General features: G+C 69.9%; 17 protein-coding genes and 3 tRNA genes. 13 read left to right on the plus strand and 7 right to left on the minus strand.

The features are described from left to right. Nucleotides 1–38: 38 nt before the first annotated feature. The 4 genes from QSK32_RS20075 to QSK32_RS20090 form a co-directional block, all read right to left on the minus strand. Nucleotides 39–575: a GNAT family N-acetyltransferase gene (locus tag QSK32_RS20075; RefSeq protein WP_045742493.1), complete on the minus strand. Its 537-nt coding sequence runs from the start codon at nucleotides 573–575 to the stop codon at nucleotides 39–41. Next, nucleotides 572–1,570 (minus strand): endonuclease/exonuclease/phosphatase family protein, encoded by a 999-nt coding sequence (locus QSK32_RS20080; RefSeq protein WP_285472724.1) that lies wholly within the window; start codon nucleotides 1,568–1,570, stop codon nucleotides 572–574. Before QSK32_RS20080 ends, QSK32_RS20075 begins: the two co-directional genes overlap by 4 nt. Nucleotides 1,571–1,684: 114 nt before the next feature. Next, a complete protein-coding gene (locus QSK32_RS20085) occupies nucleotides 1,685–3,025 on the minus strand; it encodes a M16 family metallopeptidase (protein WP_045742495.1) in 1,341 nt (446 codons plus the stop codon). Further along, the gene (locus QSK32_RS20090) at nucleotides 3,022–4,395 is read right to left on the minus strand and encodes a M16 family metallopeptidase (RefSeq protein WP_285472725.1); all 1,374 of its coding nucleotides are present in this window, start codon (nucleotides 4,393–4,395) and stop codon (nucleotides 3,022–3,024) included. The genes QSK32_RS20085 and QSK32_RS20090 overlap by 4 nt, the downstream gene beginning before the upstream one ends. A 49-nt stretch (nucleotides 4,396–4,444) precedes the next feature. Between QSK32_RS20090 and arfB the strand changes: the two genes are divergently transcribed. Continuing rightward, on the plus strand, nucleotides 4,445–4,870 hold the full coding sequence (arfB, locus tag QSK32_RS20095; RefSeq protein ID WP_045742497.1) for an alternative ribosome rescue aminoacyl-tRNA hydrolase ArfB: 426 nt from the start codon (nucleotides 4,445–4,447) through the stop codon (nucleotides 4,868–4,870). Between the two features lie 246 nt (nucleotides 4,871–5,116). On the opposite strand, the gene QSK32_RS20100 is transcribed toward arfB, so the two are convergent. Further along, nucleotides 5,117–6,058, minus strand: coding sequence for a 3-methyladenine DNA glycosylase (locus QSK32_RS20100; RefSeq protein WP_045742498.1), 942 nt, complete (start codon nucleotides 6,056–6,058; stop codon nucleotides 5,117–5,119). Between the two features lie 180 nt (nucleotides 6,059–6,238). Here QSK32_RS20100 and QSK32_RS20105 point away from each other — a divergent pair, with 180 nt between their 5' ends. From QSK32_RS20105 to QSK32_RS20145, 9 genes are all read left to right on the plus strand, one after another. After that, nucleotides 6,239–7,168, plus strand: a complete 930-nt coding sequence (locus QSK32_RS20105) for an ABC transporter ATP-binding protein (protein WP_285472748.1) — start codon at nucleotides 6,239–6,241, stop codon at nucleotides 7,166–7,168. Then, nucleotides 7,165–8,007, plus strand: a complete 843-nt coding sequence (locus QSK32_RS20110) for an ABC transporter permease (RefSeq protein ID WP_285472726.1) — start codon at nucleotides 7,165–7,167, stop codon at nucleotides 8,005–8,007. Before QSK32_RS20105 ends, QSK32_RS20110 begins: the two co-directional genes overlap by 4 nt. 8 nt (nucleotides 8,008–8,015) lie before the next feature. Further along, complete coding sequence (locus QSK32_RS20115) at nucleotides 8,016–8,261, plus strand: helix-turn-helix transcriptional regulator (protein WP_045742500.1); 246 nt, start codon at nucleotides 8,016–8,018, stop codon at nucleotides 8,259–8,261. A 38-nt stretch (nucleotides 8,262–8,299) separates the two neighbouring features. Next, nucleotides 8,300–9,094, plus strand: coding sequence for a fumarylacetoacetate hydrolase family protein (locus QSK32_RS20120; RefSeq protein WP_063775512.1), 795 nt, complete (start codon nucleotides 8,300–8,302; stop codon nucleotides 9,092–9,094). A 95-nt stretch (nucleotides 9,095–9,189) separates the two neighbouring features. Next, a complete protein-coding gene (locus tag QSK32_RS20125) occupies nucleotides 9,190–9,999 on the plus strand; it encodes an SDR family oxidoreductase (RefSeq protein ID WP_285472727.1) in 810 nt (269 codons plus the stop codon). Nucleotides 10,000–10,062: 63 nt separating this feature from the next. Continuing rightward, nucleotides 10,063–10,134, plus strand: a tRNA-Gln gene (locus QSK32_RS20130). Nucleotides 10,135–10,227: 93 nt separating this feature from the next. After that, nucleotides 10,228–10,300 (plus strand) — tRNA-Glu (locus QSK32_RS20135). Between the two features lie 1,314 nt (nucleotides 10,301–11,614). Beyond that, a tRNA-Glu gene (locus tag QSK32_RS20140) sits at nucleotides 11,615–11,687 on the plus strand. Nucleotides 11,688–12,027: 340 nt separating this feature from the next. Beyond that, on the plus strand, nucleotides 12,028–12,699 hold the full coding sequence (locus QSK32_RS20145) for an N-acyl homoserine lactonase family protein (protein WP_285472728.1): 672 nt from the start codon (nucleotides 12,028–12,030) through the stop codon (nucleotides 12,697–12,699). 29 nt (nucleotides 12,700–12,728) lie between these two features. On the opposite strand, the gene QSK32_RS20150 is transcribed toward QSK32_RS20145, so the two are convergent. Further along, the gene (locus tag QSK32_RS20150; RefSeq protein WP_285472729.1) at nucleotides 12,729–13,631 is read right to left on the minus strand and encodes an MBL fold metallo-hydrolase; all 903 of its coding nucleotides are present in this window, start codon (nucleotides 13,629–13,631) and stop codon (nucleotides 12,729–12,731) included. Nucleotides 13,632–13,822: 191 nt separating this feature from the next. Continuing rightward, nucleotides 13,823–14,509 carry an IclR family transcriptional regulator gene (locus QSK32_RS20155; protein ID WP_014447202.1) on the minus strand — a complete coding sequence of 229 codons (687 nt, stop codon included), beginning with the start codon at nucleotides 14,507–14,509 and terminating at the stop codon, nucleotides 13,823–13,825. 49 nt (nucleotides 14,510–14,558) lie between these two features. Between QSK32_RS20155 and leuC the strand changes: the two genes are divergently transcribed. The 3 genes from leuC to QSK32_RS20170 all read left to right on the plus strand — a co-directional run bounded on the left by leuC (nucleotide 14,559) and on the right by QSK32_RS20170 (nucleotide 17,630). Next, nucleotides 14,559–16,013 carry a 3-isopropylmalate dehydratase large subunit gene (gene leuC, locus QSK32_RS20160; RefSeq protein WP_045748148.1) on the plus strand — a complete coding sequence of 485 codons (1,455 nt, stop codon included), beginning with the start codon at nucleotides 14,559–14,561 and terminating at the stop codon, nucleotides 16,011–16,013. 15 nt (nucleotides 16,014–16,028) lie between these two features. Next, nucleotides 16,029–16,616: a 3-isopropylmalate dehydratase small subunit gene (leuD, locus tag QSK32_RS20165; RefSeq protein WP_045748147.1), complete on the plus strand. Its 588-nt coding sequence runs from the start codon at nucleotides 16,029–16,031 to the stop codon at nucleotides 16,614–16,616. A gap of 186 nt (nucleotides 16,617–16,802) precedes the next feature. Then, nucleotides 16,803–17,630, plus strand: coding sequence for an HU family DNA-binding protein (locus QSK32_RS20170; RefSeq protein WP_285472730.1), 828 nt, complete (start codon nucleotides 16,803–16,805; stop codon nucleotides 17,628–17,630). The last annotated feature ends 34 nt before the right edge of the window (nucleotides 17,631–17,664 follow it).

Here is a 17,664-nt window from a genome sequence, read left to right on the forward strand (position 1 = left end):
TGGTCGTCACATGAGCGCTGATCAGCATGGTGTCGATGCTAGGGGGCCGACTGGTTCGCGGTCGACCAGTTTTCTTCGAGGAGCTGGTACAGGAAGTGGTCCTGCCACTCGCCGCCGATCTTCAGGTAGCGCGGCGCCATCCCGAACATCTGGAAACCGGCGCGTTCCAGGACCCGCTGCGACCGTACGTTGTGCAGCAGCGTCCCGGCTTCCACCCGGTGCAGGCCGTGCACCGTGAAGGCGTCCCGCAGGAGCAGGGCGACGGCCTTGGTGACCAGCCCACGCCCGGCGTGCCCGGAGTCCACCCAGTAGCCGAGGCTGCACGACTGGAACGGTCCGCGGACGATGTTGTTGAGGTTGACCCGGCCGACGACCCGGCCGTCCTCGACGATCACGTGCGGCAGCGAGGTGCCCTGGTCCAGCACGCCACCGATGACCTGCCGCTGCCCGTCCTCGGTGTAGTACACCTCGTCGCGGGCCGGGTCCCACGGCTCCAGCCATTCCCGGTTCGCCGTCAGCAGCGCGGCCAGTTCACCGGCGTCGTGCAGGGTGACCGGGCGGATCGTCGGGCTCATGACGCCGCCGGAAGGGTCAGCCCGGCGATGATCGCCCGGTGGTCGCTCTTGGTCACTCCGTGCACCTCGTATCCGTCGACGCCGATCCGTTCGTCCACCAGCACGTGGTCGATGGTGACAGGCGGGATCGGGTCGCTGTCGTACGGACCCCAGGTGCCGATCAGACCCTTGCCGGTGGTGGCCGCCGCATCCCGGTAACCGGTGGCGATCAGATCGCGGACCAGCTTGTGGTCGAGCGTCGCGTTGAAGTCGCCGAGCAGGATCCGCGGCATGCCGTGCGGGTCCGCGGCGACCTGGTCACGCAGGTCGACCGCCCAGCCGTCGAGCATGCTGGGATGCGCCGGGGCGAGCGGGTGCACCGACTCGACGTACACCGGGCCGATGCCGGGCACCTGGAGCGTGGCATGGGCCTGCTGCATGCCACCGGCACCGCGGCGGGACGCCTGCTCGCTCATCGGGTGCCGCGAGTAGATGCCGGAACCACTGGCACCCCACTCCGGCGCCAACTGGTTGTACGGCAGCAGCGCCTCCAGCCCGGCGGCCTTCAGCGCGGCCCGGCTGCGCTCGTTGTACTCCTGTACGGCCAGGACGTCGACGTCGTTGTCCTCGATCAGCTTCACCAACTCGGTGGCGCTGGCCCCGCCGAACAGCATGTTCATGCTCATGACCGTCAGCGTGACGCCGTCCACCGGACCGGTGTCGCGGTCCGGCACCGCGCGGGGCACGACACACACCGCCAGGCCGAAGGCCACCAGACCGGACAGCGCGGCCGCGGCCCACCGCCGGGTGACCAGGGCGAGCAGGAACGGGATCGACGACCAGGCCGCGACGTACGGCGTGAAGGCCACCAGCATGATCAGCACGCTGGTCTCGAGTCCGAAGGCCCGCATCACGAACCAGGCGGCGGCCGGGAGGGCCAGCAGCCAGATCAGCACCGTCCGGACGATGCGGGGGCGAGCCGGCCGCCGTTCGGCCGGCGCGTCGGTGATCGTCATGGCGGCGACGTTATCCGGACGCCGCAGCCCGGGGGCCGGTATGGCGTTCCAGGTCACAACATCGATATCCGTCGACGTTCGGGCCGCCCCGGTGGGACGGCCCGAAACCCCAGGTCAGACCTCCGCGTCGACGACGTCGCCGAACTCGGCCAGCCCTTCGGAGATCACCGCGCCGTCACCCTCGACGACGAGCGTCAGGCCGTCCACGGTGAGGTGCCGTGCGGCCGCCTCGGACACCTGCTCGACGGTCGCCTCCAGGTACTCCCGGCGCAGCGTCTCGTAGTAGTCGTCCGGCAGGCCGTGCACCACCAGCGAGGCCAGCGCGCCGGCGATCGCCCCCGGCGTCTGCATCTCCACCGACAGCTGACCGGCCCGCCACGACCGGGCCACCTCCAGTTCCTCCTCGGTGACCCCCTCGAGTTGGGTCCGGGAGATCTCGCCGAGGGTGTCCCGGATCGCCGGGGCGGTCACCGCGGTCTGCACCCCGGCGGCCACCTCGAAACGGCCGGCCCGGCGGGTCATCGCGTACGAGCCGCGGATCCCGTACGTGTACCCCTTCACCTCACGGATCAGGTGGTTCAACCGGGACGTGAACGCGCCACCGAGCACCGTCGCGGCGAGCGTCATCGCCACATAGTCCGGCGTGGCCCGCTCCGGCGCCCGATGACCCAGCCGCAGGGTGGACTGCACCGAACCGGGCCGGTCCACCAGCACGGTGCGACGGGCCGGCGGAACCGGCACCCCGAGCGGTCCGGCCTGCTCCAGAGGTTCCCCGGAGGTCCCGGCGAACGCCGCCTCGGCCAGCGCGTCCAGATCCAGTGCGTCCAGGTCGCCGGCGACCAGCAGCACACCCGGCCGCAGCATCCACGACTCGTGGAAGGCCAGCACGTCCTCGACGGTCACCGCGGCCACCGAGGTGGGATCGCCGTGCAGCGGACGGCGGTACCGGCCCTCGGCGCCGAACAGGGCGGACCGCAGCGCGGCGTCGGCCCGCGGACCCGGCTGCGCCCAGTCCATCCGCAGGGCGGTGACCTCGTCGTCGCGTACCCGGATGACGTCCTCTGCGGCCAGCAGAGGGGTGCGTGCCGCCTCGGCGGCCAGCCGCACGGCGTCGGTCAGCACCGGGACCGGTGCCGCCACGCCGACCCGGAACGTGTCCCAGTCGACCGAGGCGGACAGCTCCGCGCCCAGACCTTCCAGAGCGAGCGCGTACGCCGCCGAATCGCGCTTCCTCGTGCCCTCCTCCAACGACTTCGCCAGCACCGTGGCGGTGCCCTCACGGCCCTCGGTCTCCCGGGCGGCACTCGCGTCGAGCAGCAGCGCCGAACTGGCCAGGATCTGGCCGGGCAGGTGGGCGGCGATCACCGTGCCGCCGTGCGCGGTCAGGCGGCGCACGGCCGGGAAGGTGTACGGGCGAGCCGGTCCCGGACCGGGACGGGTGGTGATCAGGCTCATGCGGCTTCCTCGGGCTGGGTGTCCTCGGACTGGTTTTCCTCGGGCAGGTAGATCAGGGTCACCCGGGACTCGGGCGCCAGCAGGGTCCGGGCCGCCTCGGTGACGTCCTCCACGGTGACGGCCTGCCAGCGGGGCAGACGTTCCGCGGCGGCGGCCGGGTCGCCGAACTGGGTCGTGTACCGGCCCAGGGTGTCGGCACGGCCGCCCACAGTGGAGACGGTCCGCCACCACGCCGTGGTGAGCAGCGCCTTCGCCCGGTTCAGCTCGTCGGAGCTGATCGGCTCGTCGACCAGGCTGCGGATCACGTCGGACAGGCCCTGCTCGAGCTTCTCCAGCGGCACGCCGTCCTTCACCGTGGCGGTGACGATCAGCGGGGCCGGGGCGTGCGCGAGGTCCACACCGTACGAACCGATGTAGTCCGGCTGCGCGATCCGGGCGCCGTCGGCCAGTCGCTGGTAGAGCCGGCTGCCCCGGCCGTTGCCGAGCACGGTGGCCAGCACGGTCACCGCGTCGTAGCCGGGCGTCCCGAACGGGTGTGTGCGGTGCGACAGGTAGATCCGCGGTGCGGGCACGGCGGCGGTCACGGTCTCCCGGGACGCGGCGCCTGCCGGGATCGGCAGCGTGCCGTCCGGGGCGGGCGGGATGTCCGGGACCGCGGCGATCGACCCGAAGTACTTCTCCGCCAGGGCGAACACCTCGGCGCCGGTGGTGTCCCCGACGACCGTCAGCACACAGTTGTTCGGCGCGTAGTACTGCTGGTGGAAAGCCTGGAACGTCTCCAGCGCGGCCGCGTTCAGGTCCTCCATCGACCCGATCGTGGCGTGGTGGTACGGGTGCCCCTGCGGGTAGAGCAACGGCAGCAGGCGCAGCCACGCGTCGCCGTACGGCACGTTCTCGTAGCGCTGGCGGCGCTCGTTCTTGACCACCTCACGCTGGTTGTCCAGCGTCTCCTGGGTGAGCGCCGGGACCAGGCCGCCCATCCGGTCCGCCTCCAGCCAGAGCGCCAGCTCGAGATGCTCCGACGGCATGGTCTCGAAGTAGTTCGTCCGGTCCGGGTTGGTGGTGGCGTTCAGCGAGCCGCCGTTGCCCTGCACGAGCCGCATGTGCTCGGTCTTCTTCACGTGCTCCGAGCCCTCGAACATCAGATGCTCGAAGAGGTGGGCGAACCCGGTCTGGCCCGGAGGTTCGTGCCGGGAGCCGACGTCGTACCAGAGGTTGACGCAGACGACCGGAGCGGTCCGATCCTCGCTGACGACGACACGCAGGCCGTTCGCCAGCCGCGTGGTTTCGATGGGCCACGGATACCCGGTCGTGGCGACCGGTGCGGTTGGTGACGTCACCCCACCAATCTTGCACCGTCCGGGACCCATCGATAACCGCGTAGCGCATGATCGTGCCCGGTGGGATGCTGGTGACGTGATGGACGACGTGCGAGTGAACGACCGTCTGACCATTCCGGCGGCGGAACTCGCATGGCGGTTCTCCCGGTCGGGCGGTCCGGGCGGACAGGGTGTGAACACCACCGATTCGAGGGTGGAGCTGTCGTGGGACCTGGTCGGGTCCGACCTGTTGCCGGCGATGCTCAAGGAACGCGCGGTGCAGCGGCTCGGGGCACGGTTGGTCCAGGGAGTGTTGACGATCACCGCTTCGGAGCACCGGTCGCAGCTGCGCAACCGGGAGGCCGCAGCGGCCCGTCTCGGCGGGACGGTGGCGGGGGCGATCGCGCCGCCGCCGCGGGCCCGGCGGGCGACCAAGCCGTCGCGGGGGGCGGTCGAGCGGCGGATCGCGGAGAAGAAGCGGCGTGGCAAGACCAAGGAGAACCGGCGGTCCTTCCCCTCCGACTGACCCACTCCGCCGCCCGCAAGCCGGTGTGGTGACTTCGGCCGTGCCGGCCGCCCGAATTCACCACGCTCGTAAGTCGGTGTGGTGAGTTCGGCCGTGTCGGCGGCTCGAATTCACCACGCTCGCAAGTCGGTGTGGTGAGTTCGGCCGTGTCGGCGGCTCGACGTCGGCACGCTTGTGAGTCGGTGTGGTGACTTCGGGCGTGTGCCGGGCTCTTCGGAAGTGGCGCTCACGCGTACCCGATGAAGGTCAGCGCTGGTTGAAGGGCGCGACCGCCTCGCGATTCTGGGCCGAGGCCTCCGGGCCGAGGAGTTCTTCGCAGACGCGGATGAGACGGCTGCGCAACGCCGCGGCCCGGCGGGCGAACTCCCGCTGACGGGCGACGTACTCCGCCTTGCCCTCGGCCGTCTCGATCTTGACCGGGGGATGGCCGTAGGAGGTCAGGTCATAGGGGCTGGCCTGCATGTCGAGCAGGCGGATCTCACCGGCCAGGGCGAAACAGTCGAGCGCCAGCGCGCCCGGCACGGCCGGACTGAGTTTCTGCGCCCATTTGTGTACGTCCATCGCCGCGTGCAGACAGCCGGGCTGGTCCAGGTCGACCTGGGTGGCCCGGGTCGGCTGCAGACGGTTGAGACCGACGGCCTCCGGGGTGAAGAACCGGAACGCGTCGAAGTGGGTGCAGCGGATGGTGTGCTGCTCGACCACCTTGTCGGTTTCCGCCTGACCCAGGCGCAGCGGCAGCTGGTGCCGGTGGTCGGGGTCGCGGTAGACCATGGCCCACTCGTGCAGGCCGAAGCATCCGGAGAAGACCGGCCGGGACGCGGTCGCGGTGAGCAGGCCGTGGATGTAGCGCACGCTCTCGCCGCGGGCGTGCAGGAACGCGTCCACGTCGAGGGTGACCACGCCGTCGGTCAGGGTGGTGTAGAACTTCCAGCCGGAGTGTTCGGTCGCGCCGTCGGTCACCGGGGAGAGCCCCGCACCGACTCCCGGATGCCATCGCCGCAGCATGGCCGGCCTGGTCCCGTAGTAGTCGTAGAGGAAGTCCTCTATGGCGTGCTTCTCGCCCGACGCGCGACGGCCACGGTAGCCCGCGGTCATCTGGTCGGCGCGCTCGGCGTGCGCCCGGGCGAGGGGTATCCAGGTGACCGAGGACAGCGTGGTGGTGAGCGCCCTCACCTGCTTGATCCCCATCGCACCAATGTATATAGCCAAGGCGATCAACACGATCACCGTTTGGCGCGAATGAGTTCCGCCACGTTATGTGTGCTGCCCGAACCCGGAGGGTCATCGACCTATTTGTCGGTATCAGCATCTATCATGTGCTCGGTAATGTAGTAGACCTACTACATACTTGATAACCTGCTGGACATGATGGAGACGGTTACGACGGGGGACTTCGGCGCCGGCCGGGGTGTGTCGATCACCGAGCCGGTCATGGAGGTCCGCGACCTCCGGATGAGTTACGGGTCCCGCGCGGTGCTCACCGGCGTCGACTTCACCGCCCGGCGGGGCGAGGTGCTGGTGCTGCTCGGGCCGAACGGCGCCGGCAAGAGCACCACCATCGAGATCCTGGAGGGCTTCCGGCGGCGTTCCGGCGGTACGGTCCGGGTGCTCGGGGAGGACCCGGAGCGCGGCACCGAGGCGTGGCGGGCCCGGCTCGGCGTGGTCCTGCAGTCGTGGCGCGACCACGGCAAATGGCGGGTGCGCGAGTTGCTCGGGCACCTGGGCGGCTACTACACGGCCTACTCGACGCCGGTGAGGGCCCGGCCCTGGCAGGTGGACGACCTGCTGGAGGTGGTCGGGCTGACCGGTTCCGCGGACATCCGGATCGGCAAGCTCTCCGGAGGGCAGCGCCGCCGCCTCGACGTGGCGATCGGCATCGTCGGCCGGCCCGACCTGCTCTTCCTCGACGAGCCGACGGTCGGCTTCGACCCGGAGGCGCGCCGCGAGTTCCACGACCTGGTGCACCGCCTGACCGATGTGGACGACACCACCGTGCTGCTCACCACGCACGACCTGGACGAGGCGGAGAAACTCGCCGACCGCATCCTGATCCTGGCCGGCGGGCGGATCATCGCGGACGGGTCGGCCGACGCGCTGTCGCTGCGAGTGGCGGGCGAGGCCGAGGTGCGCTGGAACCACTCCGGCCAGCGGTTCGTGCACACCGACACCGACGCGACCTCCTTCGTCCGCAAACTCTTCGAGCAGCACGGCGAGGAGATCACAGACTTGGAGGTACGCCGGAGCAGCCTCGAGGAGACGTACATGCGACTGGTCCGTGACGCCGAGGGGGAAGCATGAGGGGACACCTGCTGCGGTCCGGCCTGGCCCGCGGCGTGATCGAGTTGCGGCAGACCCTGACCAACGGGACCGACCTCTTCGGGTACGTCCTGACCCCGGTCCTGCTGATCGGGTTGCTGTTCCTGATCCGTGACAAGACGGTGCCGGGGTCGGAGATCTCACTCGGGGCGTACAGCCTGGTCAGCTCGCTGGCGATGCTGCTGGTGCTGGGCGCGCTCACCTCCACCGCGCAATACCTGACGATGGACCGGGAGGACGGCACCCTGCTGCGGGCCAAGGCCACCCCGAACGGGATGGTCGGCTACCTGATCGGCAAGATCGTGCTGATCGTCGGGGCCACGGCCGTCAGCTGCGTGGCGGCGCTGGTGCCCGGCTGGTTCGTGGTGGACGGCCTGCGCCTGGACGTGACCGGCGCGCTGACCCTGCTGTGGCTGGCGCCGCTCGCGCTGCTCGCGATCATGCCGACCGGCGCGATGCTCGGCGCCTTCTTCAACAACGCGCGTACGGCCGCGGTGCTGATGCTGCCGGTCACCGGGCTCACCGCGATCTCCGGCATCTTCTACCCGCTGGCGATGCTCCCCGGTTGGCTCCAGGGTGTCGCGCAGGCCTTCCCGATGTACTGGTTAGGGTTGGGCCTGCGGTCCTCCTTCCTGCCCGACAGTCTGGCGGCCGCCGAGGTGAGCGGCTCCTGGCGGCTCCTGGAGGCGGCCGGCGTGCTGATCCTCTGGTCGGTGGTGGGCCTGGCGCTCGCCCCCGGAGTCCTGCGCCGGATGGCGAGCCGGGAATCCGGGTCGGCGGTGGCGGCCCGTCGTGAGCGGGCGATGAGTCGGGCGGTCTGAGGGAGCTGATGGCCGGCAGCGAGGTCACCTACAACCGGATCGCGATGCTGCGGGCCGAGCGGGGCATCTCCCGCCGGCAGCTCGCGGACGCCCTCGGCGTGCACTACCAGACCGTCGGCTATCTGGAGCGCGGCGAGTTCAGCCCCAGCCTCCACCTGGCGCTTCGCATCTGTGCGTACTTCGAGGTGCCGACCGAGGTGGTGTTCTCCCTCGCACCGTTCCCGCGGCTCGGCGCGGAGTCCCGCCCGGCGTAGATTTCGGGGGACAACAGTTTTGAGGGATGGGGTTCCCCGTGCGTTTCGCCCGTTTTGTTCATGCCAACGGAGTGTCGTTCGGCGTCGTCGAGGGTGACGACCCGTCCGCCCTGACGGTCGCCGAGATCAGCAGCCTGCCGTTCGAGGCTGTCAACCGCACCGGCCAGCGCTGGGCCCTCCCGGACGTGCGCCTGCTCGCCCCGATCTTCTCCAGCAAGGTGATCGGGGTCGGCCGCAACTACGCCGACCACGCCGCCGAGATGGGCAACGAGGTTCCCAAGGAGCCGCTGATCTTCATCAAGCCGTCCACCTCGGTGATCGGCCCCAACGACGCGATCCGGATCCCCTCGGTCACCGACCAGGTCGAGGAGGAGGCCGAGCTCGCCGTGGTGATCGGGGCCACCGGCGCCCGGCGGCTCAACCGTGCCGACGCCGAGAAGGCCATCTTCGGCTACACCGTCGCCAACGACGTCACCGCCCGTGACCTGCAGCGCAAGGACCCGCAGTGGACCCGGGCCAAGGGCTTCGACTCGTTCTGCCCGCTCGGCCCGTGGATCGAGACCGAGCTGGACGTGCGCGACCTCGAAGTGCGGGCCGAGGTCGGCAAGGACCCGAGCAACCTCGAGGTGCGCCAGATCGGGCGGACCAAGGACATGGTCTTCGACGTCCCGAGCCTGGTGTCGTACGTGTCGCACGTGATGACCCTGCTGCCGGGCGACGTGATCCTCACCGGGACACCGGCCGGGGTCAGCCGGATCGTCCCCGGCGACACGGTGTCGGTCAGCGTGCAGGGGATCGGCGAGCTGCGGAACACGGTCGTCTCGCTCGACTGACCGTCGTCACCCCGGCGGGGGCGCACTCCGCCGGGGTCAGCGGGTTCCCGTTATTCCGTATACCCTACGAAGATGGCTTCCGTAGGGGGTGCAAGATGCGAATCCTGGTAACCGGCGCCACGGGAAACGTCGGCCGGATGGTCGTCGACGAACTGCTCACCCGGGACTTCGACGACGTGCGGGCACTCACGGTCGACCCGGAACGGGCCGCACTGCCGGCGGGCGTGTCAGTGGTCCGCGGCTTCCTCGGCCGGACAGCGACCCTGCCGGCGGCGCTGGACGGCGTCGACGTGATGTACCTCGCGCCACATCCCGCCACCGCCTTCGAGGTGTGCCGGATGGCCGCCGACGCCGGCGTACGGTGGATCGTCGACATGGCCGGCGCCAAAGGCGACCACTGGCAGGTGATCGAGGACGCGGTCGAGGCGTGCGGCGTGCCCTGGACCCACCTGGAACCCGGCGAGTTCATGGCCAACGCTCTGATCTGGGCCGACCAGATCCGCTCCGGCGACGAAGTACGCGACGCCTGCCCCCGGGCGGTCAACGCGCCGGTCGCCCAGGAGGACATCGCGGCGGTGGCCGCCGAAGTGATCCGTGGCGGACCGGACCGGCACGCGGGTCACTCCTACGAGTTGACCGGCCCGGAGGCGCTCAGCCGCCCGGAGAAGGTGGCGGCGATCGCTGCAGCCCTCGGCCGGCCCCTCACGTACGTCGAACTCACCGGAGCCGAGGCGACAGCCCAGTTCACCGCGATGATGGGCGAGTACGGCCCCTGGTACCTCGACGGACTCGCCCAACTCGCAGCCGCGCCGCAGGCTGCGGGATCGACCGTTTCCGACCTGCTGGGGCGCCCGGCGATGACCTACGCAGAGTGGGCTCGCCGTCACTCTGGCCTGTTTCGGTAACCCGATTTGGCGGGAGGGGTGGGCTCGGGTAAAGTTCTCTTCGGCGCGGCAAGCCGGGCCAAATGGGGTATGGGGTAATTGGCAGCCCGACTGATTCTGGTTCAGTTAGTCTAGGTTCGAGTCCTGGTACCCCAGCGCTACCACTCCCTTCCGGGGAGGGTGGCGCTGGAAACTCTGATGGGTTCCAGCGCGGCCACTCCCGGTGGGAGCGGATGCGAAGGAAGTTCTGGTCCCGTCGTCTAGCGGCCTAGGACGCCGCCCTCTCAAGGCGGTAGCGAGGGTTCGAATCCCTTCGGGACTACAGAGCGAGGAACGGCCCGCACCGGAAACGGTGCGGGCCGTTTCGTTTTTTCGGGCCGCTGGTTTCGGGCCGCTGGGTTTCGGGTTGCTCGCTTCTCGGGTTGCTCGCTTCTGGGGCCGTTTCGCTTTCCGGGCTCGTGGAGTTAGCTCAGCCGTCAGCCGTCAGCCGTCAGCCGTCAGCCGTCAGCCGTCAGCCGTCAGCCGTCAGCCGTCAGCCGTCAGCCGTCAGCCGTCAGCCGTCAGCCGTCAGCCGTCAGCCGTCAGCCGTCAGCCGTCAGCGCGCGGATCTTGGTGCGTTAGCCACCTCGGGCGGCGGTCAGCGCACCAAGGTCGGTTCGCGGGACGGGAGCCGCCGGCTGCGTGCCCGTTTGCCCGTGCAATGCCACTCAGCTTAAGCCGATCATGATTTTGCCCGCCGACTTCGCTGCGGCTGCCATCACGTTTGCCGAGCGCCGCCTCTGGTCGCTTCGCGCGTCGGCGCCGTTGAGTCACGCGGGGTCTCCTCGGGGTTGTCGCCGAGTTCGGAAGAGGTCGAGTGGCCTTCCGGTCGCCCGGCTGCCCGGCTGCCCGGCTGCCCGGCTGCCCGGCTGCCCGGCTGCCCGGCTGCCCGGCTGCCCGGCTGCCCGGCTGTTCCGGCTGTCGGCCGTGGTCCGCCCGCGAGCCTAGACACCTAATGAGCAGTCAGGGTCTGCCTGCGTGGTGATTTCGGGCGCGCTGAGGTTCCACCCGAAATCACCACACCCCCACGGGTGTGGTGACTTGGGGCGTTCAGCGCGCCCGTATTCACCACGCTCCCAGGGGTGTGGTGACTTGGGGCGTTCAGCGCGCCCGTAATCACCACACCCCCACCGGTGTGGTGACTTGGGGCGTTCAGCGCGCCCGTAATCACCACACCCCCACCGGTGTGGTGATTTCGGGCGTTCAGCGCGTCCGAAATCACCATGCGGACGGGCCTCGCACCCTGACCACGAAACATGTCTAGCCGCGCCCGTGGGCGACGGCCGGGTGACCGTGAGCCGTTGCTCACGGCTGATTTCCGCCCTCTCGAACAGCCGTGATCGACGGCTTGGCCGGCTCGGCCGTCGGCCGTGGCTCGTCTGCGAGCCGAAATCGACCGTGGGCGACGGCTGGTGATCGCGCCATGCCACTCAGCTTAAGTTGATCATGGATTCGAGATCCGCTTTCGGGTGAGGGTTGTGGTGTCTTCGCGGGGTTGGCGTGGCGGATCGTGTGCGGTGGGAAGCCGATTTCGGCTGGGGGAGTGGGGCTGATAGAGTTCAGCCCGCCGCTCGGGAAGAGCGGCGAAGGAAGTTCTGGTCCCGTCGTCTAGCGGCCTAGGACGCCGCCCTCTCAAGGCGGTAGCGAGGGTTCGAATCCCTTCGGGACTACAGCAAGGATCGGCCCGCATCGGAAACGGTGCGGGCCGTTTCGTTTGCCGGCGCACCCGACCCAACCCAACCCGACCTGGTCCAACCGGTCGGCGGGTCCTGGCCTGGCTCGACCTGATGTGCATGCTGTTCAGATCCGTCGAGCGTCACTGCCGCTTATGCGAGATCGACTTCCCGCTTGAGAGATCTGCTTTCCCCTGCGGGCGTGCCCTTCCCCGCGCGGGCGTGCCTTCCCGTGCGGGAGCGCCGCGCCGGAGTGGGCGGCTGCGGGCGCGGGGCCGAGGTCTGCCCGTGGCATAACGGAGGGCGGAATTCGGCGGCCCGGCGGAATACTTCGGGGGTGATCGATATCGCCGTGCGCCGGGTCGACTTCGGATATTTCGTGCGTCCCGGTGAGGAGACGCCGAGTGGGGTGGCCCGGGTGGAGCCGGCTCTGGGGTACCTCGTCGAGCATGCGGACGGGCTGGTGCTCGTGGACACCGGGATGGGCAGCGACCCGGGTGTGGATGCTCACTATCAACCGCGGCGGATCGGGGTGGGGGACGCCCTCAAGACCATGGGGTACGGGCTCGGCGACGTCAGCTACGTGGTCAACTGCCATCTGCATTTCGACCACTGCGGGGGCAATCCGGAGTTTCCGGATACGCCGGTTTTCGTGCAGCGGGCTGAGCTGGAGCTGGCCCGGCACACCGAATTTCATACTCTGCCGGAGTTGGTCGACTATGCGGGTGCCCGGTACGAGGTGCTGGACGGAGATGCGGAGATTCTGCCGGGAGTGCTGATCGTGCCGACGCCGGGTCACACCGCGGGACATCAGTCGGTGGTGGTGCGGTCCGGGGACGGGACGGTGATCGTGGCGGGACAGGGTCATGACCACGCGACGGCGTTCACCGGGGATGTGCTGGGACGGCACGCGGGGGTGGGCGAGCAGCCGGACTGGCTGGGCCGGCTGCTGGAACTGGATCCGCGTCGGGTCCTGTTCGCGCACGACAACGCCGTCTGGACACCGTGACTTCGGGTGGGACGAGTGGGGTGCGGCGTTCAGAGGTGGGACGGGTCTCCGGGTGTCAGCCACGTCAGGGTGCCGGGCGGGAAGGCGGCCTCGACCTCGGCCCGGCCCTCGTGGAAGTGTGACCAGCCCTCGTAGTGGACCGGCACCACCCGGCGGGGCCGCAGATGCCGGATCAGGGTGGCCGCGTCGGCGCCGGTCATCGTGTAGCGGATCGGGCCGGTGACGCCGAACTGCACTTTTCCCAGGTGCAGGACGACGGTGTCCACGGTGAAACGGGCGCCCACCTCGCGGAGGCCGCGGAACAGGACCGTGTCTCCGGTGATCCATACCACCGAGTTGGCTCGTGAGGGGCGCAGGGTGAAGCCGATGGCCGGGCCGACGATCGGGCGGCTCAGCGGCGGGCCGTGCCGGGCCGGGGTGGCGGTCACCTCCACGTCGCCCACTCGGACGGACTGCCACGGCTTCAACCCGGTGACGATGCCGCCCGGACCGCCGGTGCCGGACGCGCGAGCGGGTCCACAGCCGGACGAGGAGGCCGGTGCGGGAGGGAGCCGGGGGCCGGCGTCGGGTGAGTGGGCCGAGGTTCGGCCGGGTGAGTGGGCCGGGGAAAGGGCCAGGCCGGGTGATTCGGCCAGGCGGGCGGCTCCGGCGGTGGTGGTCAGGATTCGGGGTACGCCGGGGAGCAGCGCACGCCCCGCCGCGTCCAGGTTGTCACCGTGCTGGTGGTGGGTGAGCAGGACGGCGTCGATCCGGCCCAGCGCTGATGCCGGGACGGCCGGGCCGGCGGTCTTCACCGAGGACGTGCCGAGGCCGAACGGGTAACGCCGGCCGGGGGCGTCGAACGTCGGGTCGGTGAGCAGGCGTACGCCGCCGATCTCGATGATCGTGGTGGGGCCGCCGACGTGGGTGACGGTCAGGTCGAGGGGTTCCATGGGTCGATCATCAGGTCGGCGAGCGGTCCGGCGAATCCCGCGTGCCGCGTAGTCCGGCCGAGCCGGTGGGCACGCCGGGGCCGGGGAGGGCCGCGGGACTGTGCTTCACGCGTACGAAATGACGAAGACCACGGGGCACCTGGGCCGCGCGGTCTTCGTCAGCTAGATCTTCGAAGCCGAAGGCGGGATCTTTACAGGCCGGAGAGGCGTTGGCCGGCGCGGACGACGGCCATCGCGTGGCGTTCGCCGGGGCGGCGGCCGAGGCGTTCGATCGGACCGCTTATCGAGATGGAGGCGATCACGCGTCCAGTGCGGTCGCGGATCGGGGCGGAGACGCTGGCCACGCCGGGCTCGCGTTCGGCGACGCTCTGGGCCCAGCCGCGGCGGCGGACCTCGGCGAGGGTGCGGCCGGTGAACTTGCAGCGGGGCAGGAGCGGCATCACCGCCTCGGGCGGCTCCCAGGCGAGCAGGATCTGGGCGGCGGACCCGGCGACCATCGGCAGCACCGATCCGACCGGGACGGTGTCGCGCAGGCCACTCGCCCGTTCGGCGGCGGCGACGCAGATCCGTTCGTCGGCGCGGCGGAGGTAGAGCTGCGCGCTCTCGCCCGTGGCGTCCCGCAATGCGGACAGCAGGGGCTCGGCTGCGGTCAGCAGAACGTCCGGTGCGGCGTTCGCGAGCTCGCCCAGACGGGGTCCCGGACGCCAGCGACCCTGGGTGTCACGGACCAGCATCCGGTGTATTTCCAGCGCTTGTGCCAGGCGATGCGCGGTTGCCCGCGGCAGCTTGGTGCGCTCGACGAGTTCGGCCAGGCTGGCGCCGTCGACACAGGCCGCAAGAATCACGACCGCCTTGTCGAGAACGCCGACACCGCTCATACTGTGTCCCACAAGCCGAAACATACATTCCAGAATTTAGGATGTCCAGATGGTGGGAGTCACTCCCCAGAGCGGGAAACCCAGGACCCTGGCCGAGAAGGTCTGGGATGACCACGTGGTGCGCACGGCCGAGGGCGAGCCCGATCTGCTCTTCATCGACCTGCACCTCCTGCACGAGGTCACCAGCCCGCAGGCGTTCGACGGTCTCCGGGTGGCCGGCCGACCGGTCCGCCGGACCGACCTCACGCTCGCGACGGAGGACCACAACACCCCGACCGGGTACGCGGATCCGTCGTTCAACACCCAGCGCGGCGCGCTCTTCACGATCGCCGACACCACCTCGCGCACCCAGATCGAGACCCTGCGCAAGAACTGTGCCGAGTTCGGCGTGGAGATCCGCCCGCTCGGTGACGTCAACCAGGGCATCGTGCACGTGATCGGCCCGCAGCTGGGTCTCACCCAGCCCGGCATGACGATCGTCTGCGGCGACTCGCACACCGCGACCCACGGCGCGTTCGGCGCGCTGGCCTTCGGCATCGGCACCAGCGAGGTCGAGCACGTGCTCGCCACCCAGACGCTGCCGCAGTCCAAGCCGAAGACGATGGCGGTCACGGTCGTCGGCGATCTGGCGCCCGGCGTCTCCGCGAAGGACCTGATCCTCGCGTTGATCACGCAGACCGGCACCGGCGGCGGCAACGGCCACATCGTGGAGTACCGCGGGGAGGCGATCCGCAAGCTCTCCATGGAGGGCCGGATGACCATCTGCAACATGAGCATCGAGTGGGGCGCCAAGGCCGGCATGATCGCGCCGGACGAGACCACGTTCGCGTACCTGAAGGGCCGCGACCGCGCGCCGCAGGGCGCCGAGTGGGACGCCGCCGTCGCGTACTGGCAGACGCTCACCACCGACGAGGACGCCGAGTACGACACCGAGATCATCCTGGACGCGGCGACGATCAGCCCGTTCATCACCTGGGGCACCAACCCGGGTCAGGGCGCCGCTCTGAACGGCGTGGTCCCCCACCCCGAGGACTTCCTCGACGAGGTCGAGCGGGGCGCCGCCCAGCGCGCCCTGGAATACATGGACCTGACCCCGGGCACCCCGTTCCGTGAGGTGCCGGTCGACGTGGTGTTCGTCGGTTCCTGCACCAACGGCCGGCTCGAGGACCTGCGCGCCGCCGCCGACGTGATCCGTGGGCACAAGGTGCACGAGGGCGTCCGCATGATGATCGTCCCCGGCTCCTACCTGGTGCGGGAGCAGGCCGAGGCCGAGGGCCTCGACAAGATCTTCACCGACGCGGGCGCGGAGTGGCGGTTCGCCGGCTGTTCGATGTGCCTGGGCATGAACCCGGACACGCTCGACCCGGGGCAGCGCGCCGCCTCCACCTCCAACCGCAACTTCGAGGGCCGGCAGGGCAAGGGCGGGCGTACCCACCTGGTCTCGCCGCAGGTCGCCGCCGCCACCGCCGTGGTCGGCAAGCTGGCCACGCCCGCCGACCTGTAGATCGGGGAATCAGCCATGGACAAGTTCGTCACCCACAGCGGCAAGGCCATGCCGCTGCGCCGGTCCGATGTGGACACCGACCAGATCATCCCGGCGGTCTACCTCAAGCGGGTCACCCGGACCGGCTTCGAGGACGGGCTCTTCAGCGCCTGGCGCGAGGACCCGAACTTCGTGCTGCACAACCCGGCTCATGCCGGCGCCACCATCCTGATCGCCGGCCCGAACTTCGGCACCGGCTCGTCGCGGCAGCACGCCGTCTGGGCGCTGCGCGACTGGGGTTTCAAGGCGGTCATCGCCTCCCGGTTCGGTGACATCTTCCGGGGCAACGCCCTGAAGGAGGGCCTGCTCCCGATCCAGCTCGACCAGAAGATCGTCGAGAGCCTCTGGGACCTGGCCGAGAGCGAGCCGGAGAAGCAGATCACCGTCGACCTCGAGGGCCGGGTGGTCCGGGTCGACGACGCCGAGTACGGATTCCCGATCGACGACTTCAGCCGTTGGCGTCTGCTGGAGGGTCTGGACGACATCGGACTCACCCTGCGCCACGAGGAAGCGATCTCGGCGTACGAGAAGGCTCGCCCGGCTTTCAAGCCGGTCGTCGTCTGACGCTCCTTTCTCGGTCCGCGAAAGTCCCCGAAGTGCAATTCGCCCCTGCCATGTCCACCGGCAGGGGCGAATTCGTTGGGACACAACGGTTTTTTTGCCGCGAATGTTTGTGTCTCCAGGTCACAGGGCATACCGTGCGCGCAGAATGGCCTGCGACGGGCCAGTTCTCACGTCCGGGAGGAAACCGTGAACAAGGCCGAGCTCATCGAGGCGCTCGCCGTCAAGCTGGGGGACAAGAAGACCGCGACCCTGGCGCTTGACGCGTTCATCAGCGAGGTGCAGAACGCCGTCGCCAAGGGCGACAAAGTGGCCCTCACCGGCTTCGGCTCGTTCGAGAAGAGGGTGCGCAATGCGCGCACGGCGCGGAATCCGCGCACCGGTGAACCGGTGAAGGTGAAGAAGACATCGGTCGCCGCCTTCAAACCGGGCAGTGCCTTCCGCGATCTGGTCGCGGCGGGCAAGCCGGCCAAGGCGACCACGGCCAGGACGGCGGCGGCGAAGAAGGCCGCCACCACCGCCACCAAGGCGGCGGCCCCGGCCAAGACGGCGGCACCGGCGAAGACCACGACGGCACGCAGTGCGGCAGCGGCCAAGAAGACCACTGCCAAGACCACGGCCGCGAAGAACACCGCGGCGACCAAGGCGACGGCGACCAAGGCCGCTGCCACCAAGACGACAGCGGCCAAGACCACAGCGGCCAAGACCACGGCCGCCAAGTCCGCGGCGGCGGCCAAGACGACCGCAGCCAAGACCACAGCCGCGAAGAACACCGCGGCGACCAAGGCGGCCGCCACCAAGACGACAGCGGCCAAGAGCACCGCTGCCAAGACGACGGCAGCCGCCGCGAAGAAGACCGCGGCCAAGACCACACCGGCCAAGACGGCCACCACGGCGGCCAAGAAGACCACCGCGCGCAAGACCACCAGCGCGGCCGCGGCCCCGTCCAGGGTCCGGGTCACCGCGACCGCCACTCCCCGGACGGGAACCACGGCGAAGGGCCGCAAGACCCGCTGATCCGTCCAGGCCCGAGAAAAGGCGTCCACCCTAG

Source organism: Actinoplanes sp. NBRC 101535 (assembly GCF_030269225.1).
Classification (GTDB): Bacteria; Actinomycetota; Actinomycetes; order Mycobacteriales; family Micromonosporaceae; genus Actinoplanes; species Actinoplanes rectilineatus.